We start from the raw sequence: 19,985 nt of genomic DNA on the forward strand, positions 1-19,985 counted from the left end.
GCCATGAACGGCATACACGATCTCGGCGGCATGCACGGCTTCGGGCCGGTCAATCCCGAAAAGGACGAGCCGGTCTTTCATCATGACTGGGAAGCGCGCGTGTTCGGCCTGTTCGCGCCGCTGTCGGCGACCGGCGCGTTCAACGTCGACGAATTCCGCCACGCCATCGAACGCATGGGCGCGGCCAACTACCTGCAGTCGTCCTATTACGAACACTGGCTGCACGGGTTTGAAACGCTAGCCATGGAAAAAGGCATCCTCACCGCCGAGGAACTGCGCACCGGCCACGCCATCGGTGAGTCGCCCAAGGCGACACCAGCCCTCGCACCGGAAGCGGTGCCGAAAATCGTGCTCATCGGCTCCAGCGTGCGCGTCGACATGGATGTCAAACCCAAGTTCAAGGAAGGCGACATGGTGGTGGTGAAGAACATGAACCCGGTCGGTCACACGCGCCTGCCGCGCTATTGTCGCGACAAGCTCGGCTGCATAGACCGCGACCACGGCGTGTTCCTGTTTCCCGATACCCACGCCCACGGCAAGGGCGAGAAGCCCCAGCATTGCTACAGCGTGTACTTCAGCGCGCAGGAACTGTGGGGCCCGAAGGCCTCGCGCAACGATTCGGTGTACGTCGACCTGTTCGACGATTACCTGATGCCGGCATGAGCGGCGCGTCAGCAGGCGTCCCGCCGGTACGGGACATCCCCCTGGTGCCGACCAACGCCGAGCAGGAAATCGTTTTCAATTTTCCGTGGGAAGCTAAGGCCTTTGCGCTGGTCGTGCACCTGTTCCAGCAGGGCCATTACACCTGGGCCGAGTGGACCGAGCAGTTGAGCAGCGAGATCAAGGCCGCCGGCGCCGAAGACGACGGCAGCCAGTATTATCTCCTGTGGCTGTCGGCCGCCGAGAAGCTGGTGGCCAACAAGGCGCTGGCCGGCGCCGGCGAGATCCGCGGCCGCAAGGTGGCGCTGGAAATGGCCCAGGGCGGGCCGGTCGAGCACGGCAAGGGCGAAAAGAAAAAGGACAAACACAGGAAGCACGATTGAAGCGCCGTGCCAATCCACCGCCGCAAGACATGACCGACAACATCCTCATCGAAACCGTAGACGCGCTCGACCAGGGCGCGGTCCCCGACTGGATCAGCGAGCACGTGCGCCGCTACCAGGAGAGCGGCGGGCGTGAAGGTCATCAGTGGGATTCAACGGCGGTCGGCGGTCAGGGTCTCGTACCTTGCCTGTTGTTGAAGACCGTCGGGCGCAAGTCGGGCAAGACCTATATCCATCCGCTGTTGTACGGCAGCGATGGCGACGCGTTCGTGATCGTCGGCTCCAAGGGCGGCTCGGAAAGCCATCCGCAGTGGTATCACAACCTCCTCGCCACGCCGGATGTCGAAGTGCAGGTCGGGCCGGAAGTCTTCAAGGCGCGCGCGGTGCTGGCCACCGGCGCCGAGCACGAGCGCCTGTGGCAACTCATGACCCGCCACTATCCCGCCTATCGCGACTACCAGGCGCGTACCACCCGCGTCATTCCGCTGTTCCGGCTGGAACGGCGGTAAGCGCCGCGCGGCTTCGTCACACCACCACGAAATCCAGCGCCGACAGCGCGCTCGCGGCCGGATGGCCGCCGTGGCCGTCGAACAAGGTCGCGAAGTGCAGCGGCGCAGCGTTGCCGCTGCCATCGATGTCGTAGCAGAGCGCGCCCGTACGGGTGTTGTAGTTGATGTAGTCGTTGGCGTCGCGCGCGAGGCCGTTGCTGCTCTCGCGGTAATTGACGGCGGCGAGCGCACCGGGCGTGAACAGGCGGGTGAACAGCGCATTGTCGAGACGCAACGTGTCATCGACGCCGCGGAAGTCGAGTACCTGGTCGATACCGCTCACGGCCGTCTTGTCGAATACGAACACATCCTTGCCGCTGCCGCCCGTCAGTTTGTCGGCGCCCATGCCGCCGTTCAGGATGTCGTTGCCCGCCGCGCCCAGCAAGGCGTCGCCGCCCTTGCCGCCGGCGAGACTGTTGGCACCGGCATTACCGCTCAGGCGGTCACCGTAATTCGAACCCGTGAGGTTCTCGATGGCCGTCAAGGTATCGATGCCCGCGCCCTGGGTGTTCTGGGCGACGCCGATGGCGAGGCTCACCACCACCCGCGCGCTGGCGACACCGTAGTCGGCGATATCGCTGGACGCGCCGCCGAGCAGGCGATCGTTGCCGGCGCCCCCTGACAAGAGATCCTTGCCGGCGCCGCCGTCCAACACGTCATTGCCGGCCGCGCCGTAGAGCTTGTCGGCGCCGCCGAGACCGGTGATGTGGTTGGCCAGGGCGTTGCCTATCACGCGGTCGGCCGCCGCCGTCGCCTTGGCGTTTTCGAATTCGCCGTAGAACCAGCGCAGGTTGGGCGGATCGCTGCCGACCAGGTCGAGCTTGGTGAAGTCGGTGAGGCTCATGGCCACCCCGACCAGGTGGGCGGCGCCACTGATGGTCGTACCCAGGTGCAGGTAGGCGCCGCTTTCGAACAGCGAGAGATCGATGGTGTCCTTGCCGCCTCGATCGAAATAGACGCGGTAGCCCGCGGTGCCGGCGGTGAGGGTGTCGTTACCGGTGGTGGTGGTGCCGCTGCCATTGGTTTGCGTGCCGAGTCCTTCGCCATAGGCCTGTTGCAGGGCGATCACGTCGAGGATCATCGGCGTGTGGGCTTCCTGGAAGAAGTTGCCGTCGTCGTAGGACATGATGGAATAATATTCCTTGTACATGTCCTGCGCGGTGGCGGTGCGAAAGCCGAGCTTGTCGAAACCGAGCGTGCGCGTGGCGGCGTAATCAGCGGTGATGACGGGCGCGCCATTGACGAAATCGCTGTGGGGATGGGCGAGGCCCAGCGAGTGCAGCAGTTCGTGCATTAGCGTGGTACGCGCCGGCGAGGCGAGACCGAAAGTGGTGTCGGAAAGGAAGCTGGCGTTGATGAAGACGTCACCGGCCGCGCCCTGGTAACCGAGCGTGCCATCGCCATCACCGTCGGCGAGCCCCACCCAGTCGACGTCGGCGCGGCTGATCAGCGAGATGTTGATGTCCGACAGGTTGGCCGCGCCGACGTCGGCGGGCGACACCACGGTATCGGCGCCGCGGGTGTCGATGTCGCCGCGCCAGTCGAAGCTGATGTTGGCGAACTGCGTGATGATGGCCAGCGTCTGCTCGACGCTGCTCGCCATCGTACCGCCCTGCGGAACGGCCGTGCTCCAATTCACCTCGGCGGCCGCGACGCTGTAGATGTCGGGATAGAAATCCGCGCTGGCTTGTTCGGCCGCGGTGAAGGCATCGGACAGCGATACGCGCACCGTGCCGCTGACGATGTAGTTGCCGGCGCCCACGGCATCGAAGTTGAACAACGCGCGCGTGATGGCGGTGGTGGGCGTGTAGGTTATGAACAAGGCCATGAGTAACGCGCTCGCCGCCGGGCGGATGAAGTCGTGAAGCGTGTCGTCGGCACGCGGCGCGGGACACGCCGCACCGACGGCGCTGTTCTAGACCACGATGAAATCGCTCGCCGCCAGCAGCAGCGCGCCATGGCCGCCCTGCCCATCGAAGAGCGTGGCGAACTGCACCGGCGCAGCGCTGCCGGTGCCGTCGGCGTCGTAGGACAAGGCGCCGGTACGGGTGTTGTAGTTGATGAAGTCGTTGGCGTCGTGCGCGAGTCCGTTGCTGCTCTCGTGGTAGTTGCCGGCGCGCAGCGCGCCTTCGGCGAGGCGCGTGAACAGGCGGTTGTCGAGGCGCAGCACGTCATCGGCGCTGCTGAAATCCAGGACCTGATCGATGCTGCCAAGCGCCGATTTGTCGAAACACGAAGGTGTCCTGGTCGCGGCCGCCGCTGAGCTTGTCGGCGCCCGCGCCGCCGTTCAGCGTGTCGTCGCCGGCCCCACCCCGCAGCGTGTCGAGGCCCTTGCCGCCCGACAGCGTGTTGGCCTCGGCGCTGCCGATCAGGCGATCGTTGAAATTCGAACCGATGAGGCTTTCGACGCCGTTGAGGGTGTCCGTGCCCGCGCCCAGGGTGTCCTGTGCGGCGACGAGATTGAGGTTCACCGTCACCTTCGAGCCGGCGTTGGCATAGTCGGCGGTGTCGTTGCCGATGCCACCCAGCAGTCGGTCGCTGCCCTTGCCACCGGACAGCAGATCGGAACCCGTGCCGCCGGTCAGGATGTCGTTGCCGTTCTCGCCATACAGTTTGTCGGCGCCGTCCATGCCGAAGATCTGATTGGCGCGGCCGTTGCCGACGATGCGGTCGGCGGCGGCCGAGCCGGTCGCGTGCTCGAACTCGCCGTAGAACCAGCGCAGGTTCAAGGGATCGCCACGATCCGCGCTCATGAGCGTGTATTCGTTGAGTGACATCGCCACGCCGACCAGGTGCGCGGCGCCGGTGATGGTGGTGCCCATGTGCAGGTAGGCGCCGGCGGTGAACGCCGACAGGTCGATGGTGTCGTTACCGCCCCTGTCGAAGTAGACCCGGTAACCGGCGGTGCCGGCGAGGATGGTGTCGTTACCGGTGGTCGACGTGCCGCTGCCATTGGTCTGCGTGCCCGGGCCTTCGCCATAGGCCTGCTGCAGGGCGATGACGTCGAGGATCATCGGCGTGTGCGCTTCCTCGAACGGGTTCTCGTCGTCGTAGGACATGATCGAGAAATACTCGCGATACATGTCCTGCGCTGAATCGATCTGGAAGCCGAGCTTGTCGAAGCCGAGCCTGTGGGTCTGGGCGTATTCGCCGGTGATGATCAGTACGCCGTTGATGATGTCGCTGTGCGGATGGGACATGCCGAGCGAGTGCATCAACTCGTGCATGAGTATGGTGCGGCTCGGCGAACCCACGCCGAAACCCGCATCGCTGAGAAAGGCCTTGTTCATGTAGACGTCGCCGGCCGCACCTTCGTATTCGAAGATGTCGTCGGAGCCGACGCCCGAGATGCCGACCCAGCCGACGATGTTGCGACGAACCAGCGAGATGTTGATATCGGACAGGTGCGCCGCGCCGACGTCGGCGGGGTTGATGACCTTGTCGGCGCCGATCGATTCGATCTCGCCCAGCCAGCGGAAATCGAGATTGGCGAATTGCGCCATGACCTCCAGCGTCTGTTCGACATTGCTGGCGAGCGTGGTGCCGGTCGGCAGGGCCGCCGCGTTCCAGTTCACGCGCGCGCCGTCGGCGCTGTAGAGGTCGGGGTAGAAGCCGAGTTTTTCGGCTTCGGCAGCCACGAAGGAATCGGACAGGGAAACGCGGATCGGGCCACGCAGCCGGAATTCGTCCAGCCCCATCACGTCGAAATCGAACAAGGCCTTGGTGATGGTGGTGGTGGGCGTGTAAGGAACGATCTTAGCCATGGTGTTTCACGAATATTCCGTTATGGAGAACAGTACGCAAGCGGCCGGAAAGGCCGGCAGGCGCGCCACATGGTCCAAGCGAGTGTAGCGTATTATGCGCCGCACCCGGCTCGGAACGGTCGGCCACACCCACCATCAATTCATGGCATTGAGAGCGACACCCCATAATTTCCATGAGACTCAGCCCCTCGCTCACCCCGGTGCTGGTCGGCATCGGCGTCACCTCCCGCCGCGAAGATGATTGGACGGCTGCCCTCGAACCCATGGACCTCATGTTGGAGGCCGTGCAAGCGGCCGGCATCGACGCCGGCAGCGCTGAACTCGTGGCCGGCACGCAATATATCGGCGTGCCGCGTGGGCGCTGGAGCTATCGCAATCCGGCCGGCGAGCTGGCCCGCGCCATTGGCGCCCGCCACGCCACCACGGTGCTGGCCAGCGTCGGGGTATTGCAGCAGAGCCTGATTGGCGAGGCCTGCGCGCGCATTGCCCGTGGCGAAGCCCATACCACGCTGCTGGCCGGCGCCGACGCCGGCTATCGCTTGTTGCGCGCGCAGTTGGTCGGCACGCAGGCCACGGAACGGTCACAGGACGACGCGCCGGACATCTACCTGGCGCCCAAGGAAGAGCTGTTTCATGCCGTCGAATCGCAGGCCGGCTTTGAAATGCCGGTCGGCCTGTATGCCATTCTCGAGAGCGCCTATCGCGCCCGCCACGGCTGGTCGGTGGCCGCGCACCGCGAGCGCGTGGCGCGCATGCTGGCCGAATTCAGCGCCATCGCCGCCGCCAATCCCCACGCCTGGACACGCACCGTGCAAAGCGTCGAGGCCATCCGCGACGCCGGCCCACGCAACCCCATGCAGGCCTTCCCCTATACGCGCGCCCATTGCTCGACCTGGAATGTCGATCAGGCGGCGGCGCTGTTGTTCTGTTCCGAAGCGCGCGCGCTGGAACTCGGCATTCCTCGCGCGCGCTGGATCTACCCGCTGGCGAGCGTCGAATCGAATCACATGATGACGGTCAGCGCGCGCGCCGACCTGACGCGCTGCATCGGCGCGCGCGTGGCCGGCGCGGCGGCGCTCGCCGCCGCCGACCTGGCCATCGACGACGTGCCGCTGCTCGAACTCTACAGCTGCTTTCCGATCGCGGTCGAAACCTATGCCGAGGCGCTCGGCATCGCGGACTCAAGGCCGCTCACGCTCACCGGCGGCATGCCCTTCGCCGGCGGCCCGTTCAACAACTACGTGTTCCAGGCGAGCTGTCGCGCCGCCGAGTTGTTACGTGCGCGCGGCAACGGTAGTGCATTGGTCAGCAGCGTGTCCGGCATGTTGACCAAGCAGGGCTTCGGCTTGTGGGCAACAGCGCCGGGGCCGCGCGGTTTCGTGCACGCCGATGTCAGCGCCGCGGTCGCCGCCGAGGCGCGCACCGTCGAGGTGCTCGACACTTTTCACGGCGCGGTCAAGGTCGCGGGCTACACCGTGCTGCGCGGTCGTGACCAGGGCGCGCGCGGCGTGGCCTTGGTCGACACCGCCAACGGCGCGCGCGTGCTGACCCGCAGCGACGACGCGGCGCTGATCGCACGTCTCGAATGCGACGAGTACGTCGGCCGCGTGATGCAGGTCGAAGGCACGCTGCTCAAGGAGCAGTCGGCGTGAGCGCCGCGGCCCGCACGCCGGTCCTGGTCGGCGTGGGCATTGCCACGCGCCGCGAAGACGACCCGCGTCGCGCGCTGGAACCGCTGGACCTCATGCAGGAGGCGGTCGCCGCCGCGGGCCGCGACTGCGGCCAGCCGGCAGCGCTCGCCGGCGTCACGCGCATCGCCGTGCCGCGCGGGCGCTGGCAGTACCGCAATCCGGCCGGCGAAATTGCGCGACACATCGGCGCGAACCAGGTCACCACGGTGCTCTCCACCGTCGGCGTGCTGCAGCAGACCCTGCTCGGCGACGCCTGCGCGGCCATCGCGCGTGGCGAGGCCCACACCACGCTCGTGACCGGCGCCGACGCCGGCTATCGGCTGCTGCGCGCGCAGCTGGCCGGTATCGAATTGCGTGATCGCGAGCAGCACGACGAACCCGATGTGTTCATCGCGCCCAAGGACGAGCTGCGCCACCCGCTGGAACTGCGCGCCGGCCTCAAGATGCCTGTCGGTCTGTACGCGATGCTGGAGAGCGCCTTTCGCGCGCGCCATGGCTGGCGCGTCGATGAGCATCGCGATCTCCTGGCAGCACTCTACGCGCGCTTCAGCGCGACGGCCGCCGCCAATCCCCATGCCTGGCATCGCGAAGCCTGGTCGGCCGCCGACATTCGCGATGCCGGCGCGCGCAATCCCATGCAAGCCTTTCCCTATACACGGCGACATGTGTCGACCTGGAATGTCGACCAGGCCGCCGCGCTGTTGTTCTGTTCCGTCGAACGCGCGACGGCGCTGGGCATTCCGGCGTCGCACTGGGTCTACCCGCTGGCCAGCAGCGAGTCGAACCACATGGTGCCGGTGTCGGCGCGCGCCGACCTGTCGCGCTGTGCGGGCGCGGGCATCGCCGGGCGCGCGGTGCTCGAGCCCTTCGGGCTCAACGCGCAGGACATCGGCCTCATCGAGTTCTACAGCTGCTTTCCGGTCGCGGTGGAAACCTATGCGGAAGCACTGTCGGTGCCGCTGTCGCGCTCGCTCACGGTGACCGGCGGCATGCCCTTTGCCGGCGGGCCGTACAACAACTACGTGCTGCAGGCGACGGCGCGCAGCGCCGAATTGCTGCGCCAACGCGCCGACGGCATGGCGCTGGTGGGCAGCGTATCGGGCGTGTTGACCAAGCAGGGCTTCGGCCTGTGGTCGCGCCGCCCATCGCCGATGTCCTTCTTGCACGTCGATGTGAGCGGCGAAGTGGCGGCGGCGATGGCCACCGTCGAGGTGCGCGCGCACTATACCGGCAGCGCCGAGCTTGCCGGCTACACCGTGCTGCACGGGCGCGACAGCCGGCCACGCGGCGTGGCGCTGCTGAACACCCCCGCCGGACAACGCGTGCTCGCCAGCACCGACGACGCGGCGCTCGTCGCCGCCATGCAAAGCGAGGAATGGGTCGGACGCCGCTGCGAGGTCGACGGCGAGCGTCTCAAACTCCCGTCCGCGTGACGTGGGTCAAGCGCCGACCACGGCCCGCCATGCAGGCTAAGCGCCCATTCCAACGACTGGCCCAGGAGACTTTGCCGTGGCAGGTGAATACGACGTCGCTAGACAATGCATCGCCCAGGCGCTGGACACCGCCGAGCAGGATCGCGGCATGAGTCCGCAATCCATGGCCGATGCGCTGCTCGCCACCCTGCTCGGCCACATGCTCAAGGGCCGCACGCGCAAGGATCTCATGAGCTTCATCGAATTCCAGATCGAAGCCAGCGGCGAGGACGAATTCGTCATCACGCGTGGCTGTTGAGCGCTTGCGCAGTGGTTTGTGCATTTCATTGTGGGTCAGACTTCAGTCTGACACTCACACGGCGCCTGCGGTCACAAGTGTCAGACTGAAGTCTGACCACGATCCACCTACAGGCAACTGCCTCGCCAGCCACTCGCTGATGTCACGGTTCGCGCGCTTGGCGATGGCCGTGCCTGGTGTCAGGCCATCGAAGCCGTGCGGCGCGCCGGGATAGACGTGCAGTTCCACCCGCCACGCCGGCATGGCGTAGACGGTTGGCGTAGTCGATGTCCTCATCGGCGAAGCCGTCCAGCGCGCCGACCGAGATGAAGGTCGGCGGCAGGCCGCCGAGATCGGTGGCGCGCGCGGCGGCCGCATAGCAGGGCACCGCGTCCCCTTTCAAGTCCCCGAGGTAACTGTCCCAGCCATAGCGATTGGCCGCCGGCGGCCACACCGGGTCGTTCCATTGGCTGGATACCGTCACCTGGCGGTCATCGATCATGGGATAGATCAGCGCCTGGAAGGCAACCGGCAGTTCACCGCGATCGCGGGCCAGGAGCGCGAGGCCCGCCGCTAGGCCGGCACCGGCGCTGGCGCCGCCGATGCCGATGCGCGTCGCATCGATACCGAGGCGCGCGGCGTTGGCGTGCAGCCACTGCAAGCCCGCGTAGCAATCCTCCAGCGGTGCCGGGTAGGGGTTTTCCGGCGCCAATCGATATTCCACCGAGGCGCCCACGCAGCCGAGGTGCGGACACCAGCGGTCGAAGCGCAGGTCGTCACCGACATTGGTGCCGAGGACGAGGCCGCCGCCATGCATCCAGTAGATGCATGGCAGGAGCCCGTCGGCCTTGCGCTCGCGATGCACGCGCACACTGACCGGCGCTCGCGCCGGCACGGCGTAGTCGCGTCGTTCGACGGCATCGGACAGCGGCGGCACGGGCTGCGCCGCGCGGCGCCCCTCGCCGCGGGCAGCGTGGCGTCGGACAGCTCACCGAGGCGCAGATCGAGCGCCGCCAGCGCCGCCGCCACTTGCGCGTCGACGAGTGGCGTGACATCGAGCGTGCTGGACATGCGGGCGCCTCGGCGTGGGGGTCGAAGCGCCATTATCGAGGCTGATCGCGCCACGCGGAATCAGCCATACGGAGAATGACGCGCTGCCTAGACGCCGTCGACCTTGGCGGCGAACTGCGCGAGGTCGATGTTCTCGCCGAGCATCAGATCGGTGCGCTTCATGAACTTCGGCTGGATGAACCACACCAGCAACGGCAGCACGATCAGCGACAGCAGCATGTTGATGAGCATCACCGCCACCAGCAGGATGCCCATGTCCGCCATGAATTTCAGATCCGAGAGGAAATACCACGGCAGGATGCCGACCAGCATGATGCTCGAGGTGAACATGATGGCCTTGCCGGTGGTGGTCATGGCGGCGTTGATGGCCTTCTTCACGTCATGGCCGTGGGCGGAATATTCCTCGACGATGCGCGACAACAGGTAGATGCCGTAGTCGATACCGACACCGACGCCCATCACCGCCACGATGCCGGCATTGACGTCGAGACCGACGCCCAGCATCTGCATGGCGGCCACCAGGTAGATGTTGGAGAGGTTGACCGGGATCAACAGGATGATGGCCGCCACCAGCGAACGATAGGCGCAGATGGCGAGCACCATCACCGCCAGGTTCACCATCACCATGATGATGGTGTGATAGCGCTCGACGACGTTGTTCATGGCCTGCTGCAGCGAGATCACGCCGGTCGCGAGGCGCACCTTGAAGTCGGGGTGGTCTTCACCGACCGCCGCCACCGCGCGGCGCGCGGCATCGAGCGCGGCGTCCACCGTTTCCTGCTTGTTGTCCTTGTACCAGGCCGACACCGTCGAATGCTGGAAAGTGAAATTGGCGACGTGCCCGAAGTTGATGGTGTTGGTGCCGAGCTGGGTGGCGAAGCCCACCGAGTGCACGGTGTCCGGGTCGAGATTGAACTGCGCCCACTTGGGATTGCCGCCGGCCACCAGGCGCGTGGTTTCGGACATGTAATCGGTGAACGACAGGGTCGCGCGCGGCGGCATCGTGGCATCGGCTTCCAGCGCGCGCTGCAGCTCGGTGCGCACTTTCACCGCGTCGGGTTGCAGGGCCACGCGGTAGTCGATGTTGTCGGTCTTGGACTCCAGCACGATCTCCAGCGTATTGGAGCCCGGGAAATGCGCATTGACCGCGCGCACGCCGGTGTTGAATTCGGAATCCGGCCACAACAGGTTGCTGCCCTCGACCGGGTTGCCAATCTTGATCTGGCTGCCGAGGTAGCCGGCATAGGCGCTGATGAGGATCACCACCAGCGCCGTCCAGCGCGCGGAGGGTCCGAAGGTCAGACGCGACATGCGATGGAGTAATCGATCCTGCAGCAGGTGGATGCCGGACTCATTGTCCTTGCCGCCGATGATTTCCTCCATGTTGCGCGGCACCGGCAGGTAGGACAGCAGGATGGCGCACATGAACACGCCGGTCGGAATGATCCACAGCGCCCACATGCCGCAGAAGATCGCGTGGTTGATCATGGTGCGTATCGGCGCGATGGCGATGAACACGATGCCGCACACGTCGGTCATGATGCCCAGCACCGAGGGCGCCATCATGAGGCCCATGGTGACCTCGGCGGCCTTGACCCGATCCTTGAGGTGCATCAGCACTTCGTAGTAGCGCTCGATGAACTGCACGCAGTGCGAAAACGAACGCGCCACCAGCAGCAAGGGCACGATCATGAGCAAGGGTTCGATGGGCCTTCCCAGCCAGCCGATGAAACCGAAGCCCCACAGGCCCGCCGCCAGCGTGCACACGATGGGCGTCACCACGCCGGCGATGTTGCGCATGTAGAAGACCAGCGCCAGCACCAACGCGCCGACCGTCACACCGAAGATGGCGTAGGTCTGCTTCTGCAGCTTGTAGACCCAGGCGGTCAGCACCGGCTGCCCGACCAGGTAGACGTCATGATTCTCGTCGCGCGCCGCCTCGACCAGCTTCTGCACGTAGGCGAAGGACTCACCGTATTCGATGGTGTCTTGAAACGCGGCGTTGATCAGCGTCGCGCTCTCGTCCGGCGAGATGAAGTAGGCGCGCGCGTTGATGGACATGTTCACGCGCCGCTTGAAGTCCAGCATCTCGGCGTCGGTGTTCGGCACCCAGTCGTTCATCACCGGCTTGGAGTCGACGCCCTCGGAGGTGGCCTCGGCATAGCGCAGCTTCTCGGTCGCGATGGAAATGATCTGGTCGTGATCGATGCTCGGCGCCTTGTCGATGTCGCGCGTCAGGTTCCACACCTTGTGCAACGTATCGGAGTGGTAGATGTCGCCGTTCTTGCGCTTGACCATGATGGCCATGGTCATCGGGTTGCCGAAGGTCGGATGGGCCAGGTAGAGCTTGACGAAGGGGTCGTCCATCGGCAGCAGGTCTTTGAACACGGTCTTGATCTGGACCGTGGGCAGACCGCCCATGAAGACCAGGGTGAGGATCACGAAGGCAATGCTGACCGCGCCACGGCGCGCCATGATCCAATGGGCAAGACGGAAATTCATGGACGATGAGCCTCTGGCGGGACGTGGGCGGGAACTGTCATGGAACCTGTCGCGGCCGGCACCATAACCGGTCTACCGCCATTTTTCGAGCCGCGACAACTTCGTTTACACATACCTTCCTGTATGGAGCGCAGCGCGTCGCGAACGCGGTCTGGCGTTGCGGCGCCCGGAGCCCTGCGCTTATGCTCGATTCAACTCGACACATGCAACAGGGGAGCTCGGTATGAAAGTCGGTGTGTTTTCCATCCTGCCCGATGCGCTTGCCGATCCGGCGCGGGTCGCCCGTCACGCGGAAGATCTTGGCTTCGCGTCGTACTGGGTGCCCGATCACACCGTGCTGCCGGTCACCTACTCGGTGTCCTATCCCGGCAATCCCCATCCCGACACCGAACCCGATCCCGATTACCTGTGGCAGATGCCCGACCCTTTGATTGCGCTGATGCGTGCCGCCACCGCCACCACCCGCATCGAAGTGGGCACCGCCGTGCTGCTGGTGCCGGAACGCCATCCGCTGCACCTCGCCAAGGAAATCGCCTCGCTCGACAGCTTCAGCGGCGGCCGCTTCCACTTCGGCATCGGCGCCGGCTGGAACCGCGAAGAGGCGGAGCTGTTCGGCTGCGACTTCGACCACCGCTGGACGCAGGTGCGTGAAGCAATTGAAGTCATGAAGTCGTGCTGGACCGCCGACCAATCGGAGTTCCATGGCAAGTATTACGAGGTCGCGCCGGTGCGCTGCTATCCCAAGCCCGCCCAGCGTCCGCATCCGCCCATCTACCTCGGCAGCATCATGTTCAACGACGAATGGGCCAAGCGCGTGTTCCAGCGCATCGTGCGCTACGGCGACGGCTGGTTGCCGGTCGCCAACAGCGTGGCGCAGGTGGCGGACGGTCGGGCGCAGCTGCGCGAGCTTGCGCAGCAGGCCGGCCGCGATCCCGACACGATCCGTGTGACGGTGTTGGGCGCGACAGGACAATGGCGCAAACGACGACATATCGATGAATTCGAACGCATCGGCGCGGAGCAGGTGGTGATCTGGCTCAATACGCGCAGCGCCGACGAGCAATGTCGCGAGCTCGACGAACTCGCGGCCACGCTGCTCGCCTGACGGACGCGCCGGCGACCGGGCAAGGCGATGCTGGAGATGCTCTACAACCACGATGCCGGCCTCATCAGCGCCGGCCTCGCGCTCGGCATGCTGGCGGCATTGGAACTCGGCTACCGGCTCGGCCGGCCCCAGGCCCTGACCACCAGTGATGCGCTGCGCACCCACATCAACTCGGTGCAGGGCTCGTTGCTCGGGCTGTTGGCCTTGATCATGGGCTTTACATTCGCGGTGGCCCTGCAGCATTACGACGCGCGCAGCGTGGCGGTGGTCACCGAGGCCAACGCCATCGGCACCACCTGGTTGCGCACCGCGCTGGTGGCCGAGCCCGAACGCGGCGAACTGCGCACGCTGCTACGCCGCTACGTCGATACGCGCGTCGATGAAGGGCATGAAGCGCTGTCCCAGGGCACCGCTCGCAATGCCAGCCTCGGCGCCGGCAGCGAGCTGCAGGACGCCCTGTGGCAGACCGTCGCGCGGGTGGTCGCCAAGGATCAGAATCCGGTCACTGCCGGCCTGTTCGTCGCCGCGCTCAATGACAGCATCGATGCCTTCGGCAGCCGCAATGCCCACCTTTCGCGACATGTGCCGGAAGTGGTGCTGTGGATCCTGTTCGCAACCTTTGGCGTGACCGCCGGCGTGCTCGGCTACAGTGCCGGCATCGCCGCCCATCGCCCGCCGCTCGCCAGCATGCTGCTGGTGGCGCTGATCGTGCTCGTGACCTATCTCATCATCGATCTCGACCGGCCGCGCCGTGGCCTCATACAAGTGAGCCAGGCGCCGATGCTGGAACTGCGGGCAGTGATGGGGGATGCGGCGAAACCGCACTGAGCATTACGTGTGGGTGAAGATTTTTTTCGCGCATTCAGTGCCTGCGTTGACTGCGCAGGCCTGCCAATCAATGTGCGAATAAATTCGCGCCTGCAATCGAAAAGCACGCCAGATCATCCGTGCAGGAGCAGCCCCATGCCACCCGCCGACAGTCCGCGTCCACCGTTACCACCCTTCGACCTCGCCACCGATGCCGGCCGATGATCATCCCGGCCTGACGGCGCTCGGGCTCTGAACGAAAAACATCGGCGCTTGACCGGGATCATCATGCGACCGGCGCCTTGCCACGAAGCTCAGCGCACACCAACACCGGAGCACCGACCTCGTCGCGGTCGAGCATGAACGCACACGTCGACAGGGATTTCGCGCATCGCATCGACCCCGCTTTCGCGGATTTGGCGGGCCGCTGTTTCAACTGGGACGATCTCGAGCAACACCCATGGCCGGCCGCGGGCCTGTGGCCCGACGGCACGATTGCCTACGTCAATCCGGCCTGGTCCGTATTCGCCCATGCCAACGGTGGTGGCAGCGCGGTGGACAGCCACTGGAGCCTCGGCGCCAATTACTTCGCCGCCATCTCCGACAGCCTGCGGCCGTTCTTCACCGACCTGCTGGAGAACGCGCCGACCACCCAGCAATCGCTCGCGCCCTACACCCACGAATACGAATGCTCGAGCGCCGATGAATTCCGTCGCTTCGCGCTGCAGATCTTCGCCTTGCCCGACAAGCGTGGCTACATGCTCGTACACTCGCTGCTGGTCGCCGCGCCGCACAGCATAACCACGCATCCGATTGCGGCCCCGGACCTCCAGCACTACGAAACCGAAGACGGCGTCATCAAGCAATGCGCGCATTGCCGTCGCGTCGAGCGTCGCAGCCGCGTCGGGCATTGGGACTGGGTGCCGGCCTGGATCAAACATCCGCCGGCGTGCATCTCCCACACCATCTGCGCGCTGTGCGACGCCTTCTATTACTCACACCTCGGCTCGCGCCGACGCGACTGAGCCAACCCGCTCACGCCGCGCGCAGGCGCGCGATCATGCCGCGCAACAGCTCGGCGTCGTGCTCGTTGCGCACCGGAATGCTGAACTCCACGTTGCTGACCAGGCCGCCATAGCGGCGCGCCAACAGCTCGGCGATGTCGTCATAGGTCGCCACGCAGGCGTACTCGTTCAGCACCTCGTCGGAAATGTAACTCGGCATTTGTTCCCAGCGCTGCGCGCGCGACAGGTGCTTGAGTTCGTCCGCCAGGTCGCCCAGACCATGGGCGGCGAACGCCGCGCGGTAGGCCGGGGTGGACGCATAGAACGCCACCCGCGCGCGCACGTCGCGGATACGTTCGGCGAGGGTTTCGGCATCGGGCGCGGTGGCGATGAGCGGCTTGATGCTGAGCGCGAAGTCATCCAGCTTGCGGCCGCGCCGCGCCGCGCCGGCACGCACGGCCGGCCACATCACTTCGCGGATGTAGTGCGGCGTGCATACCGGGTGCGGACGCAGGCCATCGGCCACCTCGCCCGCCACCTGGCACATGTAAGGGTTGACCGCCGCCACGTGGATGGGAATGTCGGGGTGTTCCAGCGGGCCGGGGTCGAACAGCGGCACCGACAGGTTGATTCGATAATGCCGCCCCTCGAAGCGCGGTTGGCGGCCGTGCTGCCAGCCCGCCCACACCGCGCGCACGGCCTCGACATATTCGCGCATCCATGGCCCGGGCGCCGACCACGCCATGCCGTAACGACGTTCGATATGCGCGCGCACCTGGGTGCCGAGCCCCAGCGTGAAGCGGCCGCCGGACAATTTCTGCAAGGTCCAGGCGCTCATGGCGGTGACGGTGGGACTGCGCGGAAAGGCGATCGCGACCGCCGTGCCGATGCCGAGCGTGGTGGTGGCCTGCGCGGCGAGCGCCATCACCACGTAGGGATCGTGCTTGGTCTCCTCGAACATGAGATTGTCGTAGCCCAGCGCTTCCACCAGGCGCGCATCGCCGGCGACGGCGTGGATGTCGAACGGCGTACCCGGCTCGCGTAGTCCCGGGTCGACCTTGCCGAGCGGCAGCAGGGTTTCGAGTTTCATGGGCGCCCTCCTGTATGAGCGGCCATTGTAGGTGCGATTTCAAGTGCAGGTTCCAGACCGGCATGGACACCACGTAGCCACGGCGCGGCGCGAATAAATTCGCACCGGCGGATGGGCTTCGCGATAATGCCCGCCATGCGCTGTTTCCGCCGATTACTCGTGGCTGTGACCCTGGCCCTGCTGGGCAAGCCGCCCGCCGCCCACGCCCTCGAACTGCGCATGCTCATGTCGTGGGATGAAAGCTACCCGGTAGTACGGCAGATGGCCGAACGCTACGCGCGCAAGGTCGACGAGGCATCGGGCGGCGAAGTGACGTTCACCCTCACCGGGCCGGACAGCATCCCGGCCTTCGAACAATTGCCGCCGGTGTCGCTGGGTATTTTCGATCTGCTGTTCACCCACGGCGCCTTTCATCTCGACGTCACCGGCATCGGCCTCGCGCTTGACGCCATCGAAGCCGATCCCGGCACCTTGCACAGCGCCGGCCTGTGGGACGCGGTCGACGCGGCTTATCAGAGGCACGGACTGAAACTGCTCGCGATCCCGGTGGCGAGCAGCGGCTACCAGGTATTCCTGCGCGAACCGCTGACCGCGAGCTGCTCACTGGCAGGCCGCACCATACGTGCCGCGCCCGCCTACGAACATTTGCTCGAAAGCCTGGGCGCGCGGCCGGTGTCGCTGCCCATCGCGGCGGTGCACGACGCGCTGCGCGACAAGACCATCGATGGCGTGGCGTGGTCGACCATCGGCGCGGCGCAATTCAAGTGGTATGAAGTCAACCGCTACATCATGCGCCCGACGTTCGGCGTCGCCAGCCACCTGTTGCTGATGAACCTCGACACGTGGCGGAACCTGCCGCTCGATCTGCAGCGACTGCTGCTCGAACAGGGCGCCAAGCTCGAGCAGAAGGCCGTCACGAGGCTCAAGAAAGTGGCGGCCGCTGAAATGAACGATTTGAACGTCACCGGCATGCAGATCACCTCGCTGTGCGACAAGGGCGCGCGCCAGGTGAAACGCGAATGGGCGCGCGGCGTGTGGGCGCTGGCCGGCGAAAACCCGGGCGACGAAGTGCGCGAGCTGCATGCGCTGGCCTTGAAAGCCGGCGTCACGCCGCCGGACGATGAGGCAGCGGCGCGGCACGACGAGCCGCCGGCCGCCGCGCCCGGCAGCGACAACGCCGGCCCTGCGCCGGCCACGGAGGTCTCACCTTGAACAGCCCCGCGCCGACCACGCCCGCCTACGTCGGCTTCATCATGCGCTGCGTGGCGAGCATCATCGATACGGTGCTGGTGATTGCCATCATCGTACCGCTCGGCTGGTCACAACTGCGCTCGGCCTTTGACCCCGCGCGCCCGCTCAGCATGCAGGGCGACGGCCTGTTGGGCTTCCTGGTCAACTGGGTTCTGCTGCCGGCCGCGGTGGTGTTGTTCTGGCGTTTTCGCGGCGGCACGCCGGGCAAGATGGCAATCGGCGCCGAAATAGTCGACGCCGACACGCTGGGACCAGCGAGCAACGTGCAACTGGTGGTGCGCTATCTCGGTTACTTCGTTTCCACGCTGGTGTTCGGCCTCGGCTTCCTGTGGATAGCCTGGGACAGCCGCAAGCAGGGTTGGCACGACAAGCTCGCCCGCACGGTGGTGATCAAGCGGCGACAAACGGCCCCACCATGACTGCTTTACCTGTGGGTCAGACTTCAGTCTGACATTGCGAATCGACGGCGCGCGAGCGCCCCGGCCGGCCGGACGGAGGCCGGCCCAAAGGCACCTACAAGTGAGCATTCAGCACCGCCAGGAAATCGCTGCCGTAGCGTTCGAGCTTGGCCTGGCCGACGCCGGTGATGTTGAGCATCGCGCTCAAGGTGCTGGGGCGACGCGTGGCCATTTCCTTCAAGGTCCGATCGTGGAATACCACGTAGGGCGGCACGCCGTCGGCGTCGGCCAGGCGTTTGCGACAGGCGCGTAGCTGATCCCACAGCGCTTCGTCCTCGGGCGCCAGGGGCACCTCGCCGGCGACAGCGGCGGCCTTGCGCCGTGGCATCTTGGCGACCGCGATGTCTTCACGCAGGAACAAGCGCGTCTCGCCGCGCAGCAGCGCGCGCGCATCCGCTTCCAGGCGCAGCGCGCCGAAGCGCTCGACGTCCGCCACCAGCACGCCGCGCACCATCAACTGGCGCAACACCGAGCGCCAGTGCAGCACGCTGTGCTCGCTGCCGATGCCGAACGTGCTGAGCTCGCTGTGCTGATGCTGGCGCACCTTGTCGTTGTCGACGCCGCGCAATACGTCGATGACATGCGCGGCGCCGAAACGTTGACCGGTGCGGTAGACACAGGACAAGAGCTTGCGCGCATCCTCGGTGGCGTCGAAGGTGGCCGGCGGCTCCAGGCAATTGTCGCAATTGCCGCAGGGCTCGCCATGGCTTTCGCCGAAATACTCGAGCAGCGGCAAACGTCGACAGCTGGTCGCCTCGCACCAGCCGAGCAGTGCATCGAGCTTGTGCCGCTCGACGCGCTTGTGCTCTTCGCTGGACGGTGATTCGTCGACCATCTGGCGCAGGCGCACCACGTCCTGCAGGCCGTACACCATCCACGCCTCGGCCGCTTCGCCGTCGCGCCCGGCGCGACCGGTCTCCTGGTAGTAGGACTCCACGCTCTTGGGCAGATCGAGATGCGCCACGAAGCGCACATCGGGCTTGTCTATGCCCATGCCGAAGGCGATGGTGGCGACCATGACGAGGCCGTCTTCGCGCAGGAAGCGCGTCTGGTTGTGTGCGCGCAGCTGCGCATCGAGGCCGGCGTGATAAGGCAGCGCATTGAAGCCCGCCGCGCACAGCGCGTCGGCGGTCTCCTCGACCTTGCGACGCGTCATGCAGTAGACGATGCCGGCCTGGCCGCGGAACTGGGCGAGAAAGCTCTCGAACTGCGTGCGCGCATTGCCGCGCGCGCGCACCGTGTAGCGGATGTTGGGACGATCGAAGCCGCCGATGAACCAGTGCGGCGCTTCGAGGCCGAGTCGCGCGGCGATGTCGGCGCGCGTGCGTTCGTCGGCGGTGGCGGTCAGTGCCATGCGCGGCACGCCGGGAAAGTGTTCGGCTAGCGCGCCGAGCTCCAGGTAGTCCTGACGGAAATCGTGTCCCCACTGCGAGACGCAATGGGCTTCGTCGATGGCGATGAGGCAAATGCTGGCGGCGCGCAAGGCTTCCACCGTGCGCGCTTGCAACACCCGCTCCGGCGCCACGTACAGCAAGCGCAACTGGCCATCGCGCAGACGCCGCAGCACCGCCGCCTGTTCGGCGCTGCCCATGCTGGAGTTCAAGCAGGCCGCCGCCACGCCCAGGCGTTCGAGCGCCGCGACCTGGTCCTGCATGAGGGCGATGAGCGGCGACACCACCAGCGCGCAGCCGCCGCTCACCAGGGGCGGGATCTGGTAGCACAGCGATTTGCCGCCGCCGGTCGGCATCAACACCACGCAGTCGACGCCGTTCAGTGCGCAGCCGATGGCCTCGCCCTGGTGGCCGCGAAACGCCGAGTAACCGTAGGTGTCCTTGAGGACGGCGAGCGCGCGTCTCAGCATGGCGGGCGCGGAAATTCTGGGAGCGTCATGGAATCGGCAACGGGCGGCAACATCGGCGCTCATGGTACACGCCCGGCCGC

Annotated in this window: 17 protein-coding genes and 1 pseudogene; 11 read left to right on the forward strand and 7 right to left on the reverse strand. The window is 66.1% G+C overall.

Features of this window, described 5'->3' with window-relative positions; all coding sequences use genetic code 11:
* The first annotated feature begins 3 nt into the window (after positions 1-3).
* The 3 genes from nthB to IPM80_08425 are packed head-to-tail and all read left to right on the forward strand — an operon-like array spanning position 4 to position 1,552.
* A complete protein-coding gene (nthB, locus tag IPM80_08415; protein ID MBK8958450.1) occupies positions 4-663 on the forward strand; it encodes a nitrile hydratase subunit beta in 660 nt (219 codons plus the stop codon).
* Positions 660-1,043, forward strand: a complete 384-nt coding sequence (locus tag IPM80_08420) for a nitrile hydratase accessory protein (GenBank protein ID MBK8958451.1) — start codon at positions 660-662, stop codon at positions 1,041-1,043. Before nthB ends, IPM80_08420 begins: the two co-directional genes overlap by 4 nt.
* Before the next feature lie 29 nt (positions 1,044-1,072).
* Positions 1,073-1,552: a nitroreductase family deazaflavin-dependent oxidoreductase gene (locus IPM80_08425; protein MBK8958452.1), complete on the forward strand. Its 480-nt coding sequence runs from the start codon at positions 1,073-1,075 to the stop codon at positions 1,550-1,552.
* Between the two features lie 16 nt (positions 1,553-1,568).
* Here IPM80_08425 and IPM80_08430 read toward each other — a convergent pair whose 3' ends face one another.
* From IPM80_08430 to IPM80_08440, 3 genes are all read right to left on the reverse strand, one after another.
* Entirely contained in the window at positions 1,569-3,419 is a 1,851-nt protein-coding gene (locus IPM80_08430; protein MBK8958453.1) for a hypothetical protein, read from the reverse strand.
* An 87-nt stretch (positions 3,420-3,506) separates the two neighbouring features.
* A complete protein-coding gene (locus IPM80_08435; GenBank protein MBK8958454.1) occupies positions 3,507-3,761 on the reverse strand; it encodes a hypothetical protein in 255 nt (84 codons plus the stop codon).
* A 1-nt stretch (position 3,762) separates the two neighbouring features.
* Positions 3,763-5,355, reverse strand: a complete 1,593-nt coding sequence (locus tag IPM80_08440) for a hypothetical protein (protein ID MBK8958455.1) — start codon at positions 5,353-5,355, stop codon at positions 3,763-3,765.
* A gap of 173 nt (positions 5,356-5,528) precedes the next feature.
* Between IPM80_08440 and IPM80_08445 the strand changes: the two genes are divergently transcribed.
* From IPM80_08445 to IPM80_08455, 3 genes are all read left to right on the forward strand, one after another.
* On the forward strand, positions 5,529-7,007 hold the full coding sequence (locus IPM80_08445; protein ID MBK8958456.1) for an acetyl-CoA acetyltransferase: 1,479 nt from the start codon (positions 5,529-5,531) through the stop codon (positions 7,005-7,007).
* Positions 7,004-8,479 (forward strand): acetyl-CoA acetyltransferase, encoded by a 1,476-nt coding sequence (locus IPM80_08450; GenBank protein MBK8958457.1) that lies wholly within the window; start codon positions 7,004-7,006, stop codon positions 8,477-8,479. The genes IPM80_08445 and IPM80_08450 overlap by 4 nt, the downstream gene beginning before the upstream one ends.
* A 76-nt stretch (positions 8,480-8,555) precedes the next feature.
* The gene (locus tag IPM80_08455) at positions 8,556-8,777 is read left to right on the forward strand and encodes a hypothetical protein (protein ID MBK8958458.1); all 222 of its coding nucleotides are present in this window, start codon (positions 8,556-8,558) and stop codon (positions 8,775-8,777) included.
* Positions 8,778-8,831: 54 nt separating this feature from the next.
* Here IPM80_08455 and IPM80_08460 read toward each other — a convergent pair.
* Positions 8,832-9,573, reverse strand: a pseudogene (locus IPM80_08460) (alpha/beta hydrolase).
* A gap of 341 nt (positions 9,574-9,914) precedes the next feature.
* Positions 9,915-12,329, reverse strand: coding sequence for an MMPL family transporter (locus tag IPM80_08465; protein MBK8958459.1), 2,415 nt, complete (start codon positions 12,327-12,329; stop codon positions 9,915-9,917).
* 223 nt (positions 12,330-12,552) lie between these two features.
* Here IPM80_08465 and IPM80_08470 point away from each other — a divergent pair, with 223 nt between their 5' ends.
* From IPM80_08470 to IPM80_08480, 3 genes are all read left to right on the forward strand, one after another.
* Positions 12,553-13,434, forward strand: coding sequence for an LLM class F420-dependent oxidoreductase (locus IPM80_08470; GenBank protein ID MBK8958460.1), 882 nt, complete (start codon positions 12,553-12,555; stop codon positions 13,432-13,434).
* A gap of 27 nt (positions 13,435-13,461) precedes the next feature.
* A complete protein-coding gene (locus tag IPM80_08475; protein MBK8958461.1) occupies positions 13,462-14,262 on the forward strand; it encodes a hypothetical protein in 801 nt (266 codons plus the stop codon).
* Positions 14,263-14,600: 338 nt separating this feature from the next.
* The gene (locus IPM80_08480; GenBank protein ID MBK8958462.1) at positions 14,601-15,266 is read left to right on the forward strand and encodes a hypothetical protein; all 666 of its coding nucleotides are present in this window, start codon (positions 14,601-14,603) and stop codon (positions 15,264-15,266) included.
* 10 nt (positions 15,267-15,276) lie between these two features.
* Here the strand turns inward: IPM80_08480 and IPM80_08485 are convergent, their stop codons facing one another.
* Positions 15,277-16,335: a TIGR03617 family F420-dependent LLM class oxidoreductase gene (locus IPM80_08485; protein MBK8958463.1), complete on the reverse strand. Its 1,059-nt coding sequence runs from the start codon at positions 16,333-16,335 to the stop codon at positions 15,277-15,279.
* A gap of 159 nt (positions 16,336-16,494) precedes the next feature.
* Here IPM80_08485 and dctP point away from each other — a divergent pair, with 159 nt between their 5' ends.
* Both dctP and IPM80_08495 read left to right on the forward strand, forming a co-directional pair.
* On the forward strand, positions 16,495-17,547 hold the full coding sequence (dctP, locus tag IPM80_08490; protein MBK8958464.1) for a TRAP transporter substrate-binding protein DctP: 1,053 nt from the start codon (positions 16,495-16,497) through the stop codon (positions 17,545-17,547).
* 41 nt (positions 17,548-17,588) lie between these two features.
* Positions 17,589-18,005, forward strand: coding sequence for an RDD family protein (locus IPM80_08495; protein MBK8958465.1), 417 nt, complete (start codon positions 17,589-17,591; stop codon positions 18,003-18,005).
* 94 nt (positions 18,006-18,099) lie between these two features.
* On the opposite strand, the gene recQ is transcribed toward IPM80_08495, so the two are convergent.
* The gene (gene recQ, locus IPM80_08500) at positions 18,100-19,905 is read right to left on the reverse strand and encodes a DNA helicase RecQ (GenBank protein MBK8958466.1); all 1,806 of its coding nucleotides are present in this window, start codon (positions 19,903-19,905) and stop codon (positions 18,100-18,102) included.
* Positions 19,906-19,985 lie beyond the last annotated feature (80 nt).

The organism is Pseudomonadota bacterium (genome assembly GCA_016719885.1).
In the GTDB taxonomy this organism is placed as follows: Bacteria; Pseudomonadota; Gammaproteobacteria.

Coding starts and splice junctions, on each gene's coding strand:
- nthB (MBK8958450.1), top strand. CDS start 4: ATGAACGGCATACACGATCTCGGCGGCATGCACGGCTTCGGGCCGGTC.
- IPM80_08420 (MBK8958451.1), top strand. CDS start 660: ATGAGCGGCGCGTCAGCAGGCGTCCCGCCGGTACGGGACATCCCCCTG.
- IPM80_08425 (MBK8958452.1), top strand. CDS start 1,073: ATGACCGACAACATCCTCATCGAAACCGTAGACGCGCTCGACCAGGGC.
- IPM80_08430 (MBK8958453.1), bottom strand. CDS start 3,419: ATGGCCTTGTTCATAACCTACACGCCCACCACCGCCATCACGCGCGCG.
- IPM80_08440 (MBK8958455.1), bottom strand. CDS start 5,355: ATGGCTAAGATCGTTCCTTACACGCCCACCACCACCATCACCAAGGCC.
- IPM80_08445 (MBK8958456.1), top strand. CDS start 5,529: ATGAGACTCAGCCCCTCGCTCACCCCGGTGCTGGTCGGCATCGGCGTC.
- IPM80_08465 (MBK8958459.1), bottom strand. CDS start 12,329: ATGAATTTCCGTCTTGCCCATTGGATCATGGCGCGCCGTGGCGCGGTC.
- IPM80_08470 (MBK8958460.1), top strand. CDS start 12,553: ATGAAAGTCGGTGTGTTTTCCATCCTGCCCGATGCGCTTGCCGATCCG.
- IPM80_08475 (MBK8958461.1), top strand. CDS start 13,462: ATGCTGGAGATGCTCTACAACCACGATGCCGGCCTCATCAGCGCCGGC.
- IPM80_08480 (MBK8958462.1), top strand. CDS start 14,601: ATGAACGCACACGTCGACAGGGATTTCGCGCATCGCATCGACCCCGCT.
- IPM80_08485 (MBK8958463.1), bottom strand. CDS start 16,335: ATGAAACTCGAAACCCTGCTGCCGCTCGGCAAGGTCGACCCGGGACTA.
- IPM80_08495 (MBK8958465.1), top strand. CDS start 17,589: ATGCGCTGCGTGGCGAGCATCATCGATACGGTGCTGGTGATTGCCATC.
- recQ (MBK8958466.1), bottom strand. CDS start 19,905: ATGCTGAGACGCGCGCTCGCCGTCCTCAAGGACACCTACGGTTACTCG.